This window comes from Streptococcus sanguinis (genome assembly GCF_019929225.1).
GTDB classification, from domain to species: domain Bacteria; phylum Bacillota; class Bacilli; order Lactobacillales; family Streptococcaceae; genus Streptococcus; species Streptococcus sanguinis_J.
Window position 1 is genome coordinate 136,455 of record NZ_JAHZPA010000005.1, and the last position, 15,732, is coordinate 152,186.

General features: G+C 45.1%; 20 protein-coding genes. All 20 read right to left on the reverse strand.

All coding sequences use genetic code 11. The features are described from left to right. Positions 1–102 precede the first annotated feature (102 nt). Positions 103–1,140 (reverse strand): sensor histidine kinase, encoded by a 1,038-nt coding sequence (locus K1I80_RS09100; RefSeq protein WP_223313640.1) that lies wholly within the window; start codon positions 1,138–1,140, stop codon positions 103–105. After that, positions 1,107–1,805, reverse strand: a complete 699-nt coding sequence (locus K1I80_RS09105; RefSeq protein ID WP_223313641.1) for a response regulator transcription factor — start codon at positions 1,803–1,805, stop codon at positions 1,107–1,109. Before K1I80_RS09105 ends, K1I80_RS09100 begins: the two co-directional genes overlap by 34 nt. 12 nt (positions 1,806–1,817) lie before the next feature. Then, entirely contained in the window at positions 1,818–2,540 is a 723-nt protein-coding gene (locus tag K1I80_RS09110; protein WP_223313642.1) for a lantibiotic ABC transporter permease, read from the reverse strand. Continuing rightward, entirely contained in the window at positions 2,540–3,328 is a 789-nt protein-coding gene (locus tag K1I80_RS09115; protein WP_223313643.1) for a lantibiotic ABC transporter permease, read from the reverse strand. The genes K1I80_RS09110 and K1I80_RS09115 overlap by 1 nt, the downstream gene beginning before the upstream one ends. Before the next feature lies 1 nt (position 3,329). Next, positions 3,330–4,037 (reverse strand): ABC transporter ATP-binding protein, encoded by a 708-nt coding sequence (locus K1I80_RS09120; protein WP_223313644.1) that lies wholly within the window; start codon positions 4,035–4,037, stop codon positions 3,330–3,332. Between the two features lie 94 nt (positions 4,038–4,131). After that, positions 4,132–4,944: a 2-amino-4-hydroxy-6-hydroxymethyldihydropteridine diphosphokinase gene (gene folK / locus K1I80_RS09125; RefSeq protein WP_223313645.1), complete on the reverse strand. Its 813-nt coding sequence runs from the start codon at positions 4,942–4,944 to the stop codon at positions 4,132–4,134. A gap of 87 nt (positions 4,945–5,031) precedes the next feature. Next, a complete protein-coding gene (gene folE, locus K1I80_RS09130) occupies positions 5,032–5,586 on the reverse strand; it encodes a GTP cyclohydrolase I FolE (protein ID WP_002896758.1) in 555 nt (184 codons plus the stop codon). Continuing rightward, positions 5,567–6,961 carry a bifunctional folylpolyglutamate synthase/dihydrofolate synthase gene (locus K1I80_RS09135; RefSeq protein WP_223313646.1) on the reverse strand — a complete coding sequence of 465 codons (1,395 nt, stop codon included), beginning with the start codon at positions 6,959–6,961 and terminating at the stop codon, positions 5,567–5,569. The genes folE and K1I80_RS09135 overlap by 20 nt, the downstream gene beginning before the upstream one ends. 1 nt (position 6,962) lies before the next feature. After that, a complete protein-coding gene (gene folP / locus K1I80_RS09140; RefSeq protein WP_223313647.1) occupies positions 6,963–7,916 on the reverse strand; it encodes a dihydropteroate synthase in 954 nt (317 codons plus the stop codon). A gap of 193 nt (positions 7,917–8,109) precedes the next feature. Then, a complete protein-coding gene (locus K1I80_RS09145; protein WP_223313648.1) occupies positions 8,110–8,748 on the reverse strand; it encodes a CAAX protease family protein in 639 nt (212 codons plus the stop codon). 116 nt (positions 8,749–8,864) lie between these two features. After that, positions 8,865–9,614, reverse strand: coding sequence for a CPBP family intramembrane glutamic endopeptidase (locus K1I80_RS09150; RefSeq protein ID WP_223313649.1), 750 nt, complete (start codon positions 9,612–9,614; stop codon positions 8,865–8,867). A 134-nt stretch (positions 9,615–9,748) separates the two neighbouring features. Then, positions 9,749–10,942 carry an acetate kinase gene (locus tag K1I80_RS09155; RefSeq protein ID WP_223313650.1) on the reverse strand — a complete coding sequence of 398 codons (1,194 nt, stop codon included), beginning with the start codon at positions 10,940–10,942 and terminating at the stop codon, positions 9,749–9,751. Between the two features lie 36 nt (positions 10,943–10,978). Beyond that, positions 10,979–11,944 (reverse strand): class I SAM-dependent methyltransferase, encoded by a 966-nt coding sequence (locus K1I80_RS09160; protein WP_223313651.1) that lies wholly within the window; start codon positions 11,942–11,944, stop codon positions 10,979–10,981. A gap of 81 nt (positions 11,945–12,025) precedes the next feature. Beyond that, positions 12,026–12,418: a competence type IV pilus minor pilin ComGG gene (comGG, locus tag K1I80_RS09165; protein ID WP_223313652.1), complete on the reverse strand. Its 393-nt coding sequence runs from the start codon at positions 12,416–12,418 to the stop codon at positions 12,026–12,028. Next, on the reverse strand, positions 12,399–12,836 hold the full coding sequence (gene comGF, locus K1I80_RS09170; RefSeq protein ID WP_002927109.1) for a competence type IV pilus minor pilin ComGF: 438 nt from the start codon (positions 12,834–12,836) through the stop codon (positions 12,399–12,401). Before comGF ends, comGG begins: the two co-directional genes overlap by 20 nt. Continuing rightward, a complete protein-coding gene (gene comGE, locus K1I80_RS09175; RefSeq protein WP_223313653.1) occupies positions 12,820–13,113 on the reverse strand; it encodes a competence type IV pilus minor pilin ComGE in 294 nt (97 codons plus the stop codon). The genes comGF and comGE overlap by 17 nt, the downstream gene beginning before the upstream one ends. Next, positions 13,079–13,513 (reverse strand): competence type IV pilus minor pilin ComGD, encoded by a 435-nt coding sequence (gene comGD / locus K1I80_RS09180; RefSeq protein ID WP_223313654.1) that lies wholly within the window; start codon positions 13,511–13,513, stop codon positions 13,079–13,081. Before comGD ends, comGE begins: the two co-directional genes overlap by 35 nt. After that, positions 13,473–13,790, reverse strand: coding sequence for a competence type IV pilus major pilin ComGC (gene comGC, locus K1I80_RS09185; RefSeq protein WP_223313655.1), 318 nt, complete (start codon positions 13,788–13,790; stop codon positions 13,473–13,475). The genes comGD and comGC overlap by 41 nt, the downstream gene beginning before the upstream one ends. Continuing rightward, positions 13,790–14,824, reverse strand: a complete 1,035-nt coding sequence (gene comGB / locus K1I80_RS09190; RefSeq protein ID WP_263280762.1) for a competence type IV pilus assembly protein ComGB — start codon at positions 14,822–14,824, stop codon at positions 13,790–13,792. Before comGB ends, comGC begins: the two co-directional genes overlap by 1 nt. Next, on the reverse strand, positions 14,754–15,695 hold the full coding sequence (gene comGA / locus K1I80_RS09195; protein WP_223313657.1) for a competence type IV pilus ATPase ComGA: 942 nt from the start codon (positions 15,693–15,695) through the stop codon (positions 14,754–14,756). The genes comGB and comGA overlap by 71 nt, the downstream gene beginning before the upstream one ends. Positions 15,696–15,732 lie beyond the last annotated feature (37 nt).

Genomic DNA, 15,732 nt, shown 5'->3' on the forward strand with positions numbered 1-15,732 from the left:
AGTATAGCTCCCTTTACATCTTTTATCAAGAAGAAAGCGGTAAAAAAAGGACTGAAAGTTTAAACATTTCAGTCCTTTCATCATCTTGATTGATTTCCTTTGTTATTTGCTTTTTAAAGCCACAGTCAACTCGACACAGGCTCCTCCTTGGTCTGGATTGAGCAGGGTCAGACGACCACTGTGCAAGAGAGCTACCTGCTTAGAAAAGGCTAAGCCGATGCCATGGTGGGGATTAGCTGAATTGCGGCTTTGGTCACTCTGATAAAAGAGCTGTTCCGCTCCCAGCAGCATCTCCTCTGAAAATGCAGGGCCATTGTTCCAGATAGCAAAAACCAACTGGTCCTGATGAACTGATACAGATAGCTTCACTTCTTTTTGATCCTGATTAGCATGTTCAAGCGCATTCAGTAAAATATTGAGCAAAGCCCGTTTGAGATAGTCCAAATGAATTGACAAAATCAGACTAAGATCACAATCTTCTTGGAGATAGAAACGATAGCTTTCCTGTTTGCTGAACAGTGCCCAGTCGTCCTGTAGATAAGCCAAAAAGTCCCCTAAGGAAAGCTGACTGAACTGATTAGAATCAATCTGAAAAGTCTTAGCGTAATCAATCAAAGAGCCACAATACTCTTCCATCTTGTGACTAGCCTGCAAAATCTCAGCAGCATAGTCTGCCTGTGGATGGCCCAACTGCGCCAATTCCAAGAGCTCAGAGTTCCCTTTAATCACAGTTAGGGGGGTCTTCAAATCGTGCGATGTTGCTGATAGCTGTAAAATCAACTCCTGATTATGCTGCTGCTCTCTTTCTAGAAGACGAGCATTATCTTGGTGGCTGCTCCGTAAATCGCTGTAGACTTCTAGCATTTCCTCAATCCGAAAAAGCTGACTTTGATTTTCTTCCAAAAGCTTCTCACTCTTTAGCATTTTTATTTCCCTGTCGATTTTTCGGAGCAATTTCAAAATATGATAAAAAGTAATCAGCAGTAAGCTCCCTGCCCAAAAGAATAAGGTGAAAAGAACGTGATTACTGCCTTGCGTAAATTCATAGCCTATAAGCACAAAAATCAAAACATGGAAAAAGACGATTTTTAAACTGGTTGTCCAGACTAGGCTTTTGAAATTTCGGGTTCTAATTGCCATCTATAGCCTACTCCTCTCACTGTTGCGATTGCTTGCAACCCTTCTTGTTTGCATTTTTGGCGAATCTGATATACGTATTCTGAGATGGAGCGAAGCTGTGTTTCTGAGCTTTCTGGGTAAAGCAAGGTATGCAGGCGTTCAGCTGAAAAGCTCTGCTTGGGATTGCTAGCTAGTAAATGTAGCAACTTAAACTCTCGCTCTGAAAATTTCAAGACTTTACCAAAACAGGCAACTTCATAGCGCTCTAGATAAAATTGACAAGAAGCAATTTCAGAATATCGCTCCTCACGTCTTTCCTCCCGCCGAAGATGAGCTCTGACACGCGCCAGCAATTCTTTGGTCCCAAAAGGTTTGACAATATAGTCATCTGCACCACGAAAGAGCCCCTCCACCTTGTCCGCCTCCAACTCCTTAGCCGTCAGAAAGATGATTGGACACGAAAGATGAGGACGAATGTAGGAACACAGCTCAAAACCATTAACAGGCTCCATCATCACATCCAGCAGAATCAAGTCATATCCGACAAAATTCGTCAGCTCTAGCTCTTCTATCCGATCAAGCGTCGTCACATCATAAGCATCGAGCTCTAGGACGTTTTTCACTAGCTTCAAAATGCTCCGGTCGTCATCAACCACCAAAATACGATACTGTCTCATGAGTTCCATTATAGCATACCTCTAGCGAACATCTCGTTTCAAGCTTGAGAATATAGCAGAGCTCCAAACCAAAGCTAACCAGAACAGCTGTATCCCCAGACCTGATAAATCTATTGAATGCTGAAGCCCTTCATACTCAAAAAGATTTAGCGTAGCCAGATCGGGCAGGTATTTTGCTTCCTTGATGAAGGTTGCCAATAAACGGCTGAGTCCAATCAGGAGAGGAAAGAGCACCGACACCGGCACAACCCAAGATTGAAAGAGCAAAGCGAGGCCGGCAGTTAAAAAAGCCAGAAAAAGATTGCTGAGAAGACCAAAAGAGCTGTAATAAAGGAATTTCCCCAATAAGGACCAGCTAAAGTCTAGGTTAAAACGAGCCAGCATAACAAGGAAACAGCTGCCTATCATGACACTGTAGAGAGCCAAGAGCAGCAAGGCCAGAAAAAGGAATTTCCCAGCCAACCAAGCCTTTCTATTTGATACGGCTAGAAAATTCGTTCGCATCCCAGACTTGACAAACTCCTGGGCAAAATAGAGCGAAGTAAAGATGACGATGACAGGCTGCGCCAGATAGAGGGCATGTAAAGCCTCACTCAGAGCCTTTGTCTGGCCAACTACTGTCTGACTATAGTCAAGATTCATCAGAAAAAAAGGAACGACTACCAGAGCCACCAAGGCGGCACCAAGAGCGAAATAGTAAGAACGGAACTTAATCCATTCACTTCTAAGCAGAGCTTTTATCATCAGTAGTGCCCTCCTAAATCCGTCTTCAAAAAGCGCAGAGAGGTCATGCCGCCGATGACTAGTAACCATGCGCCTAGTATCAAGAGCCCTTGCAAGGGATTGTTAGCATATTGGGAAGTTGGCGTTGCAGCAAACAACTCTCCTGCTGGTTGTGGCAGATAAGCTCCCCAACTCGTGTGAGCTGCCAGGTAGTTTCCTAGATTATAGATCTGTGGCACGAGAAAAAGCAGAGGAACTAGCATGGTCCGAGCCAATAAACCTAACAAAAATGAAAGGATTCCTAATAGGGTTAGAGATAAGGTTTTCCACAAAATCAAACTCCAAGCTGCCTGATTGAGCAGAATCGGATCAAGCCCTTCCTTTCCTAAAGCCAGGTGCATGACCATATAACTACAGTAGATTGATAAAAAGCTACTGGCAAGAGAAAAGCAAGCAAAGGTCATGAGTTTCCCCACAAGCAACTTCAGGCGGTTATTACAGGTCAAGAGACTGGTTCTCAAGCTATGAGACTGAAATTCCATAGCTCCCAAAATTCCAGCTAAGATGACCAAAACCATGCCTGCCATAGAGGCACCATTGAGGCCTAGATATTCCAGCGGGTCAATGGCTTCTGCCAGACCGGGAACCGTCTCAGGTGTGGCATCCAAGCCGACAGATAAATACTGTCGGCCCTCTAGCCAGGATACGGCAGGCACCAATAGCAGCATGAAGGCCATACTCACTTTGAAAGCCTTGGTTGAACGGATTTTCAACCATTCTGAATGCAATAAGGACATCGTTTCTTTCATCTTAAACCTCCTCTGTCAAATCAAAGAAGAGATCTTCTAGACTGTCTGAATCTTGCAGCACCTCTTCCAATGGTCCCTGCTCAATAATTCGCCCATGATGAATCAAGACTACATCATCTGTCACCATTTGCACCTCTGATAGGATATGAGAAGATAGAAGTACCGTTTTCCCTAAATCAGCCTGCTGACGGATGAACTTTCTAAACCACTTGATCCCACTTGGATCCAGCCCATTGGTCGGCTCATCTAATATGAGAAACTGAGGATCACCCAGCAAAGCTGCTGCCAAACCCAAGCGTTGACCTTCCCCCAGAGACAGGCTTGACAAAAGGTCCTTCCTCTTATGAGTAATTCCAGTCATCTCCAAAACCTCATCGATTCGAGACTTGGAAATAGCATTACTCGCCGCAATAATCCTCAAGTGGTCATAGACCTTTCGATTTGGCAGACCGCCAATGCCGTCAAAGGCTGCACCTACCGTTCTGAGCGGATAGGTCATTGACTGATAGGTTTGCCCATCAAAAGTCGCAGTTCCTGTTGTCGCCCGATCTAACCCCAACAAAATCCTCAAGGTCGAACTTTTCCCTGCACCATTTGGACCCAGAAAAGCTGTAATCCGCCCGCTTCTAGCTGTAAAAGAAATATCTTCTAAAATCTGCTTGCTCCCATGCTTTTTGCAGACTCCTTCTATTTTCACTATATGTTCCATACTGAACTCCTTTTGATTTTTCTTTAGTATACAAGGGTAAGTTCAGAGAAAGTTCAGACAATAAAAAAACTTGCCTTGCGACAAGCTTCTTTTCTCATTTTTCAACCGCATCCCAGAGCTGGCGGATGCTTTTTTTCTGCACCGGATCGACAAAGTGTGGAGCGATTTCCACCAAAGATTGCAAGACAAAAGCTCGCTCAGCCACATAAGGATGAGGAACAATCAAGTCCGGACTGTATATCTCCTCCTGCCCTATGTAAAGGATATCCAGATCAATCACACGAGGTCCCCATTTGATCTCCCGCACGCGCCCTAGATCCGCTTCGATAGCCAAGAGCGTCTGCATCAACTCCTCAGGATTGAGCCAGGTTTCAACTTCAACAACTTGATTGAGAAACGGATCCTGCTCAACGCCACCCCAAGGCTCTGTCTCAATGCGGCTTGATGCCTGCAAAATTCTTATATTTTGCTCGGCCATTTTTTCCAGAGCCGCATCCAGATTGGCAGCTGGGCTGCCTTGATTGCTGCCCAGAGCGATAAAAGCTTTCCGCTTCTGACGCACTAGCTTGACTGAGCAGGTCTCTAAAGGCAACGGCACCGGTGCCCAAGGCTTCTTGACCTCCAAGCTGACCTTTTGCACCAAAGGATGAGTCAGAAAAATCCGATCAATCAGCTTATAAGCCAGCGTCTCAATCAAGTCTTCCTTGCTTTCCTGACACCAGTGGGTCAAATTCTGAGCCAATTCTCCATAGTGGATAGAAGCTGTCAGGTCGCCTGTTTTGGCAGCCCGAGTCATATCATAATCCAAAATCAGATCCAGCACAAAACGCTGGCCCAATTCCTTCTCTGCTCCAAACAGACCGTGATAAGCATATACTTCCAAATCCTTTATGCGCAGCTGATCCATTCTCTTGTCCTTTCTGATTCAAGTTTCTGCATTTTATCCTTGATAAAACTATCTAACCTTTCCTAACATGCTCCACCACTGATAAGATCAATGTCCCATCAGCTTGTAAGCTTCATTTTTCAGATCCTTATCCGTCGCTAAAACGCCACGCGCTGCTGTAGTAACCGTTGCAGTGCCAGGCTTTCTGACTCCGCGCATATTCATACACATATGCTCAGCTTCCACCCAGACCAGAGCCCCTTGAGCACCCAGATAGTCCATCAAGGCCTCAGCAATCTCTACGGTCAATCGCTCTTGAATCTGCGGTTTCTTGGCATAGACTTCTACCGTTCGGGCCAGCTTGGACAGGCCTGCTACCCGACCATTAGGCACATAGGCGATGTGAACCTTCCCGTAAAATGGCAGGAAGTGGTGCTCACACATGGAATGAAAGAAAATATCCTTCTCCACTACCATATTATTGTCAATGATTTCAAAAGACTTGGCCAGATGCTCCTCAGCAGTCTCGCCCAGCCCAGCAAAGATTTCCTGGTACATTTTAGCAATGCGCTGTGGCGTCTCCTGCAAGCCTTCGCGGCTTCCGTCTTCTCCAACCGCCTCAATAATCTGGGCAACAGCTGCTTCAATTTTCTTCGTGTCCATATATGCTCCTATGTTCATTTTTATTTTTTGATAATTGACTTGACTGAGAAGGACGCTCAGCAAAGTCTAACTTGCAATCCTCAAGGATTGATTTTCTAACCTGAGCCAGAAAATAAAGAGAACCCGTGATCAACAAAAGTTCATCTGACTCATGCTCTACTGCTAAATAATCTGCTAAATAATCCGGCCATTCTTTGTAAGACAGGCCTTGCTGCTCAGCCAAGGCTTGCATACTTTCTTTAGAAAAACTCCGCGGATCAGCAAAGGCTGTCAAGCTTATAGCTGCTTTGGGAATCTTTTGCAGCAGCTCCACCATATCATCCAAGGCCTTGGTTTGGATACAAGCAAATAAAATGTGCTTCTTATAAGTCGGATAATGCTGGTCCAATGTCGCTGCTAACGACCGCAGAGCATGAGGATTATGGGCTCCATCCAGAAGAATAAGCGGCTGATCCAATATTCTTTCCAAACGCCCAGGCCATACAGCAGCAAGCAAGGCCCTCTCAACATCTGCTTTTGTCAATAAGGTCAGCGACTGTAGCTGACAGTATAGGTCACACAAGTGCAGAGCCAGTCCAGCATTATCTGCCTGATGCAGTCCCATCAGAGCTGTTTGATACGAGTCTTTGGCCCGATAGGCATTCGAAAAGGAAAAGCACTCCCCCTCCTCTGACTCTTGATGTTCCACTTGATAGTCTTGAGACCAAGAAAAGAGCGGAGCATCTTTTTCAGCAGCCTTTTGCTCGACTACTGCCAGAGCCTCTGGCTCCAACCTACCAGTCACAATAGGGACTCTAGGCTTGATAATGCCAGCTTTCTGCTGGGCAATAGCCTCTAGACTGTCACCTAGCAAGGCTACATGATCCAGACCGACTGTCGTGATAGCAGTAAGCAAAGGCTGACAGACATTGGTACTGTCCAAAAGCCCACCCATGCCGACCTCGATAATAGCCACATCCACCTGCTGCTGGACAAAATAATCATAAGCTAGAGCAGTCACAATCTCAAATTCAGTCACCCCCTGCAAGCTAGAGTCTGTCGCATGCTGGGCTAAGAGGTCCTGATAAAGGCTCAGCAATCGCTGAAGGTCTTGGTCGGAAATAGCATTGCCATTAATGGCAATCTGCTCATTGTAGCTGACTAGGTAGGGAGAGGTGAAAGTGCCAACACGCAGGGCTCGCACCTCCAAAAGTTGGCGCAGATGGGCAATGGTCGAGCCCTTGCCATTAGTCCCTGCAATATGGATGACTGGCAGCCGCAAATGCGGATTCCCCCGCAGCTCCAGCAAACGCTCCATCCGCTCCAAGCCAAAATTGGGACTGGCTGTCCGATAGGCTTCCAGCCAACTTAAATCAGGTAATTCTTGTTTTTTCATCTTACTTGTACTGACCTAGATTGAGATCTTCTGTCTGCTGTGCTAGACGAATCGCATCGCCAACCGCAGCAGCCATCCGGTGCTTAGCCACTTCGTGTACTCTGACAACTTCAACACCTCTGCTGGCCGCAAGGCTAGTCAGATTGGCTGAAGCTGTATCTCGGTTTTCAAAGCCTTCCTGAGTATTAGGATTGACCTCAAAGCCGTTTTCTTCTAAGATACTAACGAGAAACCGCTTACGAGAAACTCCAAGAAAAATAGGGAAACCAGCCTGATGGAGACTATCCAGCTCCTGCAAAATGAGAAGATTCTCCCGCTTGGTCAAACCGAAACCAATCCCTGGATCCAGCATGATATTCTCACGCGAAAGGCCAGCATTTTCAGCCACCTTCAAAGATTTCTCAAAACACTTCCACATCAGTTCTGCAATCGGCAGCTCTGCAAAAAGAGATAACTCTTCCTTTATGAAGGCTGAACCAAAGCCAAATTCTGGGAAAATTTTTGAGCTGGCATGTTGAGGACGAGCCATCACTGGATTAAACATGACAATGACTGGCGCGCCATATTTCGCAGCAGTCTCTGCCATCTTTTCATCACCCAAAAGACCGGTAATATCGTTAATGATATCTGCACCCGCAGCCAATGCCGCTGCAGCCACTTCCGACTTCCAAGTGTCCACAGAAATCACAATATCACTTTCCCGACGAATAGCTTCAATGATCGGCACAACCCGTTCTATCTCTTCTTGAATAGCCACAAAATGACTGCCCGGCCGAGTAGACTCACCACCAATATCCAGCATGTGAGCTCCCTCAGCAATCAGCTTTCTAGCCTGAGCCAATGCCGTCTCAACCGTATTGTAGCGCCCACCATCTGAAAAGGAATCCGGCGTCGCATTGATAATGCCACAGAGGCCCGTTCGGCCATCTGGAGCAATTGCTTTTAGATTCACCATTGATTTTCATCTCATTTCTATCGACTGCCCTGCTCTTCAACAAAAAAGGCACACTCATCTAGTGTACCGCAAAGCTCTCAGCAGATGCAGCATCCAGTCCTATGAACTGCACTCGACTTCACAAGAAGACCTTGTCTAGTCCCTTGTTTCATTTACCATTTTACCATAATTCTTCTATTTGACAAAACACTTTCTAAAAGCAAAAGGGTAAAAGGCTGAGAATAATCATATTTCTGAGAATATGGGCCAGCATAGACAGCTCCAAACGCTGAAAATAAGGCCTGAGGAGATGGGCAAAGACTAGTCCCAAAACTAGATAGGAGAGAAAACACAGAGTTTCCTGAAGATTTTTCGCAAGGGAAAAGCAGAGCAAACCTAGTGCAATCCCCCAGCTCTTCCGATAGCGAAGAGAGGAGGCCTCGTCAATAAATTTCGGTGCCGCAGGGGATAAAACGACGATGTCAATCCCCAGAAGCAAAAGAGAAGATGACAGAAAACTCTCCGTCAGCATCTGCTCCACCGCCTGTCCTGACTGCACCTCCTTGCCACACAGCAGAAGAACCCCCGCAGCATTGACCAAAATCATCAAAAAATACAAGAAAAGCAAGTGTCGATAGTTGCTTGACTGCCGCAGGGAACCTTTGATTTCCTGAAGTTCTCTGGAAAAATAAAAGGCACAACAAAAAAGCAACCCCAGCAAGCCCACCATAAAAAGCAGATTAGCCTGACTAAAGACCAAGCGATGAGGCATTGGATGAAACATGAGTAGCAGTCCCGTCTGAGTCAACATAGCCAGTAATAACAATTGAATGATTTTCTCTAATTTCAGCATATTCTCTCCATTCTTCTCTTATCATTATAGAAGAAGTAAGAGCAAGCTGGGAGAAATCCCCTCAAATGTCCTAATTTGTGCCTCAAATGACAAAAAAGCAGATATTCTCTGCTTTCCTACTTGTTCACCAAACCTGTCAGTATCATGATGAGTACTGCAACTCCATTTCTCAACATGTGTGCCAAAATAGACATTTCCAAACGCTTAAATATATAAGCAACCGCAGCTAAAACAGCACCCATACCTGCATATATAACAAAACTGCCGATATTGGTCGGGCCATGAAAAAGACCGAAAAGAATGACTCCTACAACCAATCCCCAAACATAATGCTTGGTAAAAATCTTCTGAGGAATCAAGCCACGAAAGACCACCTCTTCCAAAATAGGAGCCTGAATCACGGCACCTACCACTAATAAAATCTTGGGTACATGCTGAAATAAAGCATTCAAGGCATCCTGATTAGCAGTAGAAATGGCCTGACCTTCCAGCAGCATGATAATTGCTCCCAGCATGTTGACGCCAATCATGACAACATTAGAAACAGCTAACCAGCCAAACGAAGACCATTTAAAAAAGCTAAAGTCAAGGCTCAGCAGTTCTTCTTGCTTAGCCATTCTCAGAACAAAAAAGACAATCAAAAGATATGCAACCAGCACAAAGATAGTCTGTCCAGCTGAAAAACTCTTCTCAGAAGATGTCATTTGCCGGATAAATATAAATGATATCTGGCTGAGAAATAAGACAAACAAAGTCAGTAGGATGTACTCTAATTTTTTTAGAATTGCTTTCATATCTTCCTCCTTTTCCTTCCTAGTATAGCTCAATTTTCTTATTTTGTATAGACAATTCTTAACTGCAAGCATTTTATATATCACGTATTGAGAGCCAATACTGATAGTGACTATGAGAACGAATCGCTCAATGTTTTCAAGGCCAGCAACCAAGAAAATCCTTTCTTAAAGCATATAAAAAGCCCAGTCAAACTGAGCTTTTGGATTTATTGAGTTTTAAAACGTTCAACTTCACGCGCGATGACCAATTCTTCGTCAGTCGGGATAACCAAGACTTTGACCTTGGCATCAGGACTGGAAATCACGCCCTCTGCACCACGCACATTCTTTTCTAGATCTACGTTACAGCCAAACCAAGAAATACCATTAATAACCAGTTCACGAATGGTCACAGAATTTTCACCGATTCCTGCGGTAAAGATGATAGCATCAGCTCCATTCAAGACGGCAAGATACTGACCAATGTATTTTTGAATCCGGTCTACAAAAATGTCGTTGGCTAATTGAGCCTTGGCATCACCTGCCCGCATCGCCTCATGGATATCACGCATATCACTTGACTTCTCAGAAACTCCAAGCAAGCCAGATTCACGATTCAAAACGCGGCTAATATCTTCCGGAGTATTAAAGTCATCTGTGTATTGCATCAGGTAAGGAATGATAGCTGGGTCGATATCCCCAGTCCGCGTTCCCATCATGACGCCGCCAAGTGGTGTGAATCCCATAGAGGTATCTACAGAAACGCCCTTGTCAACTGCTGTGATGGAAGCTCCATTACCGATATGGCAGGTGATAAGCTTGAGTTCTTCAATCGGACGACCCAAAACTTTAGCAGCTTCTTTCGCTACATACTCATGGCTGGTACCGTGAGCTCCGTACTTGCGAACCTTATTTTCAGTGTAATATTTAGTCGGAATCGGATAGCGATAAGCTTTTTCTGGCATAGTTGTATGGAAAGAGGTGTCAAAGACTACCACGCTGGTGATGTCTGGCAGAATTTCTCTAAACGCACGGATGCCTGCAGCGTTGGCTGGATTATGCAATGGAGCCAGAAGAGACAACTCCTCTACCTTTTGAATCACTTCTTCATCAACAAGGGCTGAATCCTTAAAGTATTCACCGCCAGCCACAACACGATGGCCCACACCGGTAATCTCATCATAAGATTCAATGATATTAAAGCGTTTCAAATCATCCAGCAAAATTTTTACGGCCTGCGTGTGATCTTCAATATCAAGAACCTGCTTCTCTGACCGACCGTCAAATTTCACTGTTGAAATAGAATCCTTGAGACCAATCCGTTCCAGCAAGCCCTTAGCCAAGACCTTTTCTTCTGGCATCTGATAAAGTTGCCATTTTAAGCTTGAGCTTCCTGCATTAATAGAAATTGTTTTCGACATTTCTTCACCTCTTTAAGCGTTTTCAAAATCATTATATCAAAATTTTGTTTGAATTTCACTATCTTTGTACCAGTTTTGAAAACTTTGGCGGAATTTAAACATTTCATCATGATCCTGCAAATCCCGCAGAGGATAGATAAAAGGCTGAACGTTGTTAGCTTCTTGCTTCCTCAAGACAAAAAGAGTTTTGGCATGCTTGCTGCTTGAGAAAATAGACTCTGGCAAAGTTATCATCGCGATAAACTGAGCCTTAGCTAGGAGCCATTTTTTCAGCAACGGAGCTTGAGCGCTGGTCAAGAGGTCATTTGGCGCCAGAAATATAGCATAACCACCTGGCTTCAGATATTTGAGTGATTGCTCCATCAGGAGATGATGGGCATAAGTGTGCTCATCCGGACTAGCCACTTCATAGCGGGAGGCGATACTGTCGTCTGGATAATAACCAACCGGTAAATCACTGATAATGATATCACTCTCTTTCAGAACCTGAGGTCGAACTGCATCCCCCTGAGCAAAGTGAGCCTTAGAGTTCATAACCTCTGCAATGCTGGCAGAAAGGTCAATTAATAAATCATCTAGCTCCAGACCTAAGTAGTCAATCTTCTTTTGGGTATGATTGAGAACAGTCTCCGTCAAATTTCCAGTCCCGCTGCCGATTTCTAATACATCAGCTTCCTCTCCGTGAGCTAGCTGGTCCAGCAGGAAAGTAATCAGAAAACCAATTGTATCAGGAGTGAACTGATGGTTGACCTGCATGGGCTCCGTCTGGGCAGCCTTCATCAGGATAAACTGATAGGCTCTCCGCCACTCTTCCTTGGTCAAATGCAGAGCGCGGATTTTTTCATCGTTGACCAGAACTTCTTGTAAGTCAGTATCTCCATCTAGGTAAATGCCGTTCTGCTCAATCAGAGCATCGTAAAAATTGGTCGCCAGAGTGTTTTGGATATTCTGGACGTTTTCGAGAATCAGAGTATAAGCTTGTTCTATCTTTTCAAAATTCATGGAATCCTCCGTTCATCCTATCATACCAAAAATAAGGCCCCTTTCCAAGATATATAAAATTACAAAGATTTTACAGTTATATTAGTCCGACTTACCAGCTTCGTCCGAAATTGCTTTCTCTTTTTTGTCAGTTGGTTTCTTGTCTTCCTTAGCTTTCTCCTCCTCCTTCTTAGAAATGGTAAAAGTAAAGGAATAGGAATGCCCGCTGCTGAGCTGACTGCTGATTTCCAGTTCCTTCCCTTCCTTACGGTAGGCCGCCTTGCCTTGCTCAAACTCCATCTCACCGCTATCATCCTTGGCTGTAGCTTTTGTCAGAACTGCCATTGCATAGGCTTCCGTCCTTTCCCTGTTGAAAAGCTGCAAACGCTGACTGCTGACTTGACGGTTGAGATAAAACTGCAGGAGCAGGCTAAAGACTGCGGCCATCAGCAGCGCATACAGTAAAATACCTGCCTCAACTTTCTTCTTCCACACGATAGACGAACTCCCTCTCTAAGCCTTTTTCAAAGCGAAAATGAAGATGGACAAGCTTACCGTCCTGACGCACATCAGCTGCTTCCAAACCATAAATCATCGGCTGGTAGCCGCGACCACTCTTATCTGTTTTACGGAAATCATCGCCCTTAGATTTACCCAAGGCCAGGTCCCTGCCATCTTGTCTGATGTAGATTTTATTGTCTTCTACCTTGTCAAATTGACTTCGAGAAAGCTCCGTCTCCAGTTGGTCGGTAAACAAAAGCCACTCTTGCTGCTGATTGTTTTCCTGCTGATGCAGTTCTGAAGATAAGAGCTGGGTCATGGCCTGAAAGACTAACACACCGCCACTGAGAACCAGCAAGGCTACTAAAGCCTCCAAGAGAGTAAAGGCCTTGACTTTAAGGTTTTTGGACACGGATGACTACCTCCCCTTCGTGATAGACTAGCAGCTGCTTATCTGTCTTAAGCTGACGCACAGCAATTCCATTGATATGAAGCTCTTCTTGTCCTGTTTGCAGGGCCATACGAGCTATCCGAAGCACCTCTTCCTGCTGCAGAAGGATCTGCTGCTCTTTACGAGACCGGCTAATCTGGCCCAGAAGCAGACTGGCAATAGCCGCAAAAACTGCCATGGCTACCAGAGCTTCCAGCAGAATGCTAGCTTGAAGATGTCGTCTTTTTAAACTTGCCATTGCCCATATAAAGCTGGTAAACAACTGTCCTGTCCTCCGTCTGAAAAGTAATTTTGCTGAGCGATGAATTTCCCCCAGCCCGGTCAAACTGAATGACCTGCTGCTCATGTTCCTGCAAAGTTTGTGGAAAATCCAGCTCTTGATAGCCATTGGAAATCTGCCGTCCTGAAATCTTGATAGAAAGCTTCTCATGCCCAGCTAAGCTCAGCCTCTGCGTCTCCTGATAGAGCCGCTCAAATTCTAAAAAGAAGAGTTGCTCTTGAACCTGATTGAAGCCAGCCCTCACCGAGCCAGATAAGCCTAGTAGTAGAAAACTAACGACAAAAAGAACGAGGAGACTTTCCAGCAGCGTAAAAGCCTTAATTGGCAACCGTTTGAGTTTCACCACTGTGTTTTCCATAGTAAGCCTTATAAGAATCTGCCTGCTTCTGGCTAATATTTCCTGCGCTGACCAGCTTGCTCAGACTAGCCTTTTCATTGGTATTCTTCAATTCATACAGCTCCGCCTGGCTTTCTACTACCTTGACCACCGCTGCAGTTCCTGTATCTGAAACAGCATCTTTTTGCTTGGTCAGATTAGGCACAAAGAGCAGCAAGAGTACGCTGATAACCAGTAAGACAATCAGCATTTCCACAAGGGTGAATGCTTGAACTTTTAAGGTATTAAGTTTTTTCATTACAAATGAACCTCCATATTCTGATAAATGGGCAAGAGCATTGCCGCATAAAGTAAAACAATCACTAAGGCAACAAAAATAAATACTAAGGGCTGAATGAAATTCATGGCCCGGTTGATACGTAGGAAAAATTCCTCCCAAGTCTTTTCAGCATAGACTTCCAGTTCACTCCCCAACTTGGACTTTACCTCACCATACTCGATCATCAGGGACAATTCTTTCTTAAAGAAAGGATAGCTCGCCACCTTGTCCGCATAGCCTTGACCGCCTTGCAAAGCAGCAGCCATATCTTCTCCTATTTCCTGAAAGAGCTGGGAAGGCTGCTCCTGCATAATCGCAAAAATCTGACTCAGTTCCAAGCCCTGGCCAATCATATTTCCCCATTCACGAGCATAATAAGCGGTCAAGTAAGCCTGTACCAAACGTCCAATAAAGGGCAGAGCTGCTAGTTTGCTGAAAAAACGAATCTTGGAAGACTTTCGATAGTAAAAGACAGCCAATGAAACCAAGACAGCTAAAGCAAAGCTGCTCCACAAAAAGATCTGAGGCAGGTGATTAATCAGCCGGGTAGCTAGATTCTGGCTGTCCAATTGAGGCAGAAGATAGTTGCGCAAGCCCAGCATGATAAGGACCAAAAAGCCCAGCAGCATGAGAGGATAGGTCCCTACCTCTATCAATTTTTTCTTAACCTTGGACAGATTTTCCAGATAGGCCTCAATTTTGCCCAGACTAAGTGTCAGATTGCCATGCAGCTCAGATAAGGAAAGCTGGGTTACAACGCTGTCGGAAAATCCCAGTCGACTGACAATCTCTGAAAAGGACTGACCAGCTGACAAGCCTGCCCGCATTTCTGCGACATACACTTCCTCCAGCAAGGCACTTCGTCTCAGAAAGTCTACAATCTCTGCTAAGTGAAAACCGCTGCTGAAGAGATTATGAAAGAGCTCAACAATCTTTTTCTGCTTAGGCGTAGACAATTTTTTCTGTCTGCCTTTGCTCAACACTGATATGTCCTTCTGCAAAAAGCTGATCAATCTGCTGATTCCAGACTGCGGCTTCGTGCTCTTGATAGTTTTGACTGACAAAATCAACGACACCTCCTCCCCCAATTAAACGCTGGTAACAAACACCTTGAAGCACCATTCTTAGCTCGTCCTCGCTAACGCCCAATTCCAAAAGCCGCTCATAGACACCGCGAACACTCTTGGCATGAATTGTTGAAAAGACCGTAGCTCCGGTCAAACTTGCCCGAACCACTGCTCTAGCTGTCTCTCGATCACGGATTTCCCCGATAATCAAAAGATCCGGCCGATGTCGCAGAGACAGCTTAATTAGACTGTCATAAGTCATGCCAATGGTTTCGTTCAGCTGCAGCTGCAGCATAGCCTCTTGCTTAATCTCAACCGGATCTTCAATCGACATAACCTGCTGGCCAGAAAATTTGAGCTGAGCCAAATGGTACATCAAGGTCGTCTTGCCACTGCCAACAGGACCCGAAAAAAGATAGAGACCGCGAGCCTGAATTTTCTTGCGCAGCTCCGGCAATTGCTCAAACCAAAAGCGCAGCTCCCTGTCTTCGTCATGCAGGAGTCGGATGACCAGACTTTCAAAACCACGGTAATCCCCAACTGTCGACAGCCGGATTGAAACCTTGGCTTCCTCACAGTCATAATCGCAAGACCCCAGCTGACTTCGGCGCTTCTCTCCAACATTCATACCTGCGACAAACTTAAAGTGGCTGATAACAGCTGACAGAATCTCGAAATCATAAGTTTTTATAAAGCGACGTTCATCACCGATTCTCATATAAAGCTCATAGCAAGTAGTCTTAGGAATGAGGTAAATATCCTGCGCCCCCTCTTGCCGAGCCTGCCTAATCATTTCTTTTGCAATTTCTTGAACCATACATCCTCCTCACCTTACTATTCGCAAAAAATCCAGA

What these genes read in the sequence shown, in the direction of transcription:
- K1I80_RS09100 (WP_223313640.1), bottom strand. Translation starts at nt 1,140, where the DNA reads ATGGCAATTAGAACCCGAAATTTCAAAAGCCTAGTCTGGACAACCAGT.
- comGD (WP_223313654.1), bottom strand. Translation starts at nt 13,513, where the DNA reads ATGGAAAACACAGTGGTGAAACTCAAACGGTTGCCAATTAAGGCTTTT.
- K1I80_RS09145 (WP_223313648.1), bottom strand. Translation starts at nt 8,748, where the DNA reads ATGCTGAAATTAGAGAAAATCATTCAATTGTTATTACTGGCTATGTTG.
- K1I80_RS09150 (WP_223313649.1), bottom strand. Translation starts at nt 9,614, where the DNA reads ATGCTTGCAGTTAAGAATTGTCTATACAAAATAAGAAAATTGAGCTAT.
- folE (WP_002896758.1), bottom strand. Translation starts at nt 5,586, where the DNA reads ATGGACACGAAGAAAATTGAAGCAGCTGTTGCCCAGATTATTGAGGCG.
- K1I80_RS09160 (WP_223313651.1), bottom strand. Translation starts at nt 11,944, where the DNA reads ATGAATTTTGAAAAGATAGAACAAGCTTATACTCTGATTCTCGAAAAC.
- K1I80_RS09120 (WP_223313644.1), bottom strand. Translation starts at nt 4,037, where the DNA reads ATGGAACATATAGTGAAAATAGAAGGAGTCTGCAAAAAGCATGGGAGC.
- K1I80_RS09135 (WP_223313646.1), bottom strand. Translation starts at nt 6,961, where the DNA reads ATGAAAAAACAAGAATTACCTGATTTAAGTTGGCTGGAAGCCTATCGG.
- K1I80_RS09110 (WP_223313642.1), bottom strand. Translation starts at nt 2,540, where the DNA reads ATGATAAAAGCTCTGCTTAGAAGTGAATGGATTAAGTTCCGTTCTTAC.
- K1I80_RS09155 (WP_223313650.1), bottom strand. Translation starts at nt 10,942, where the DNA reads ATGTCGAAAACAATTTCTATTAATGCAGGAAGCTCAAGCTTAAAATGG.
- K1I80_RS09105 (WP_223313641.1), bottom strand. Translation starts at nt 1,805, where the DNA reads ATGGAACTCATGAGACAGTATCGTATTTTGGTGGTTGATGACGACCGG.
- K1I80_RS09115 (WP_223313643.1), bottom strand. Translation starts at nt 3,328, where the DNA reads ATGAAAGAAACGATGTCCTTATTGCATTCAGAATGGTTGAAAATCCGT.
- folK (WP_223313645.1), bottom strand. Translation starts at nt 4,944, where the DNA reads ATGGATCAGCTGCGCATAAAGGATTTGGAAGTATATGCTTATCACGGT.
- comGC (WP_223313655.1), bottom strand. Translation starts at nt 13,790, where the DNA reads ATGAAAAAACTTAATACCTTAAAAGTTCAAGCATTCACCCTTGTGGAA.
- comGA (WP_223313657.1), bottom strand. Translation starts at nt 15,695, where the DNA reads ATGGTTCAAGAAATTGCAAAAGAAATGATTAGGCAGGCTCGGCAAGAG.
- comGE (WP_223313653.1), bottom strand. Translation starts at nt 13,113, where the DNA reads ATGGCAAGTTTAAAAAGACGACATCTTCAAGCTAGCATTCTGCTGGAA.
- folP (WP_223313647.1), bottom strand. Translation starts at nt 7,916, where the DNA reads ATGGTGAATCTAAAAGCAATTGCTCCAGATGGCCGAACGGGCCTCTGT.